The sequence below is a fragment of the Bradyrhizobium sp. genome, assembly GCF_036009065.1.
In the GTDB taxonomy this organism is placed as follows: Bacteria; Pseudomonadota; Alphaproteobacteria; order Rhizobiales; family Xanthobacteraceae; genus Bradyrhizobium.
Genome location: NZ_DASYMN010000295.1, coordinates 1 through 3,302 on the forward strand (window position 1 = coordinate 1; position 3,302 = coordinate 3,302).

1 protein-coding gene and 2 pseudogenes are annotated in these 3,302 nt (G+C 61.8%); 2 read left to right on the top strand and 1 reads right to left on the bottom strand.

Annotated features, from left to right (window positions below; genetic code table 11):
* A pseudogene (locus VGP39_RS18105) lies at window positions 1-383 on the bottom strand (hypothetical protein); the annotation flags it as partial.
* 817 nt (window positions 384-1,200) lie between these two features.
* On the opposite strand from VGP39_RS18105, the pseudogene VGP39_RS18110 reads away from it, so the two are divergent.
* Both VGP39_RS18110 and VGP39_RS18115 read left to right on the top strand, forming a co-directional pair.
* Window positions 1,201-1,950 (top strand): annotated as a pseudogene (locus VGP39_RS18110) (fumarylacetoacetate hydrolase family protein); the annotation flags it as partial.
* Window positions 1,951-2,019: 69 nt separating this feature from the next.
* Window positions 2,020-3,030 (top strand): 2-dehydropantoate 2-reductase, encoded by a 1,011-nt coding sequence (locus VGP39_RS18115; RefSeq protein WP_327569473.1) that lies wholly within the window; start codon window positions 2,020-2,022, stop codon window positions 3,028-3,030.
* The last annotated feature ends 272 nt before the right edge of the window (window positions 3,031-3,302 follow it).

Genomic DNA, 3,302 nt, shown 5'->3' on the forward strand with positions numbered 1-3,302 from the left:
AAACGCGCCGGCAATTCCGCCGCGCCCGGCGGAACATACGGCTCGAAAATGTTCTGCGTCTGGCCGGCGGTAAAGGTTTCGACCGGGCCGCCGAACAGCACGTCGATCTGCGGATTGTTCTTCTCGGCGGTGACCCGCGCCAGCGCCTCGCCGGAGGAAAAGCGGATGAATTTTACGCGGATGCCGGAGGCCTTTTCGAACGCCTCCATCATCGGCCGCGCATAATTTTCCGGCCAGATCGAATAGGCGTTCAGCATCTCGGCGGCGTGCGCCTGGCGTGCAACGAACGGCGCCGCCAGCATTGTTCCCAGCAGGGTTCGCCGGCTGAGGCTGCGGACGCGGGATGAAGTTGAATCGGTGGAGCGTGGTGTTGTTGCGATCATGGTTTCCTCACCGCTGCAGCGTTTTTCTCGTTTGCCGGAGTGTTGAGTTCGCACTCCCTGCTGTCAATGGGTTTGAGCGCCTTGCCACGCAAGCGTCATCGCCGCCCGCAAATGTCGTTGCGTGAGTTGGGGTTCAGTGAACCTCCCCGCAAAGAAAAGAGGGAGGCGGAACGCCGAAAGGCGCAGCTTGGTAACGGCCGCGGCTTGCTTCCCGGATTGCCGGAAAACAGAGGCACACGGCAACGCCTTTCAGCGTCCCGCCGCAGCGTCTTAAAACCCTGGTCCGCGCTTCCGGGGACTTGGCTCACAGCGATTTCGCGCCGCTCGCCTGTCCCCGTCCAGCCAGCTTTAAGTGGCAGACCCAGTTACGGGCCGGACGGATACCCAAGGCCTCCCGCGAACGAAGAGCCACGTCAGCCCCCGCCCTCAGGCGCCGCTCCCACCCCCACGTTCCAAAGCGTCCCAGGTAACGCTCCCTCCAGCTAGGATGAGATGACTAGGGTTATAAGCTAAGCTGGAATATTGTCAAGCGGGTAAAACATTAAATTTTTGCCGTGTTCCGAACGCGGTGCGGCATTTCTATGCCGCTCCGCAGAGCCGCGACCGTCACAACCGAACCTCGTTACCACCCCGGCTCTGCAGCGCACCACGCCGCAACAGCGGCGCGCTGCGTTGCGTCCGGCGGACACGGTGGTTACGCAGCGCTTCAGCGTCATGATGCAGTGCACGATTGCGGAGAGCGGCGCGGCGACTACAATGCAGCAAAGGCCGCGCAGTCGAATGACGCGGCCTTTTTAAAGTACCGGGAGAAGCGCAGATGGCACAATGGATCCGTTTCGAGCAGGGCGGAAAGACCGGCTTCGGCACGCTGCAAGGCGAGACAATCGCGGTGCACGAAGGCGATATGTTCGCCGGCGCCAAGCCGAGCGGCGAGAGCGTGAGGCTTTCCGAGGTTGAGATCCGCACCCCCTGCGATCCGTCGAAGATGATCTGCCTGTGGAACAATTTCCACCAGCTCGCGGCCAAGAACGATTTTACCCGGCCGAAGGAGCCGCTCTGGTTCCTCAAAGCGCCGAACGCCTATTGGCCGGCCGGCAAGCCGATCGAGCGTCCGGCCACCTATGCCGGAAAGATCATTTACGAGGGCGAACTCGGCGTCGTCATCGGCAAGAAATGCTTCAATATCTCGGAAGCCGAGGCTGGCGACTATATCTTCGGCTACACCTGCGTGAACGATGTCACCGCCGTCGACTTGCTGCGCAAGGACAAGTCGTTCGAGCAGTGGGCGCGCGCCAAGAGTTTTGACACGTTTGGCGTATTTGGTCCCGTCATTACGACCGATGTCGATCCGCTAAAACTGTCGGTCAAGACCGTGCTGAACGGCAAGGAGCGGCAGAACTATCCGGTCGCCGACATGTTCTTCCCGCCGCACAAGCTGGTCGCCGCGATCTCCAAGGACGTGACGCTGATGCCCGGCGACATCATCGCCTGCGGCACCTCGCTCGGCGCCGGCACCATGGGCGATGCCCATAACGTCGTCGATATCGTGATCGATGGCGTCGGCAGCCTCTCCAACGTGTTCGATCAGGTGCTGCCGAGCCCGTATCTTGCGGGCGCTCCGCCCCAGCAGAAGAAGATCTGCATCGTCGGCGCCGGCGCCATCGGCGGCCTGCTGGCTGCAAAATTCGCGCTCGCGGGCGAGGATGTCACCGTGATCGACCAAGGCGCGCATCTGGCCGCGATCCAGAAAAATGGCCTCAAGCTGGAATGGCATGACGGCACGGTGCAAACCGCCAGAATGAAAGCCGTCAACAAGCCGGCCGATGCCGGCAAGCAGGATATCGTCGTGCTGGCGGTGAAGGCGCATTTCCTCGATCAGGTGGTGCGCGATATCGATTCGCTGCTCGGCCCCGACACCGTCGTGCTGACGGTGCAGAACGGCTTGCCGTGGTGGTATTTTCAGAGGCTCGGCGGCCAGTACGAAGACCAGAAGCTGGAGAGCCTTGACCCCTCCGGCGTTCTGACCAAGCATATCGACCCAAAACGCATCATCGGCTGCGTGGTTTATCCCGCGGCGGCGGCGACCGCGCCGGGCGTGATCCACCACGTCGAGGGCGACCGTTTCCCGATCGGCGAGCTCGACGGCAAGGAAACCCCGCGCGTCAGGGAGCTGCACGACGTCTTCATCAAGGCCGGACTGAAATCGCTGGTGCTGCCGGACATCCGCTCGGAGATCTGGCTGAAGGCCTGGGGCAACCTGTCGTTCAATCCGATTTCGGCGCTGACCCATGCCACGCTGGTCGACATCTGCCAATTCGCCGAGACCCGCGCGCTTGCGGCCAGCATGATGAAGGAGGCGCAGGACATCGCCCAAAAGCTCGGCGTCACCTTCCGCGTCTCGATCGACAAGCGCATCGCCGGAGCCGAAGCCGTCGGCGCGCACAAGACCTCGATGCTGCAGGACGTCGAGGCCGGCCGCTCGCTCGAAACCGAGGCGCTGATCGGCTCGATCCTGGAAATGGCCAAGCTGACCAATACAGCCGCGCCCGCGATCGAATCGGTCTACGCGCTGGTGAAGCTGCTCAACAAGGTGATGCTGCTGGAAGGCGGCGGCGTGAAGGTGGAGAAGATCGGCAAGGCGGCGTAGTAGGACATGTTCTCGTCATGGCCGGCTTGTCCCTACGAGATTCACACATCTGCCACCAACCAACCCCGCCGTCATCCTGAGGCGCTCGCCGTCTTCGGCCAGCCTCGAAGGATGGGCCACAAGTGCCCGCAGCCATCCTTCGAGACGCCGCGCAAGCGCGCGGCTCCTCAGAGTTTGTGAATCTATTCGAATTTCGACGTTTCTGCGGGTCCTAAGTCTTTGATTTGACTCATGTCGGAAAACGCAAAAATCAATAGATTCACAAGCTCTCA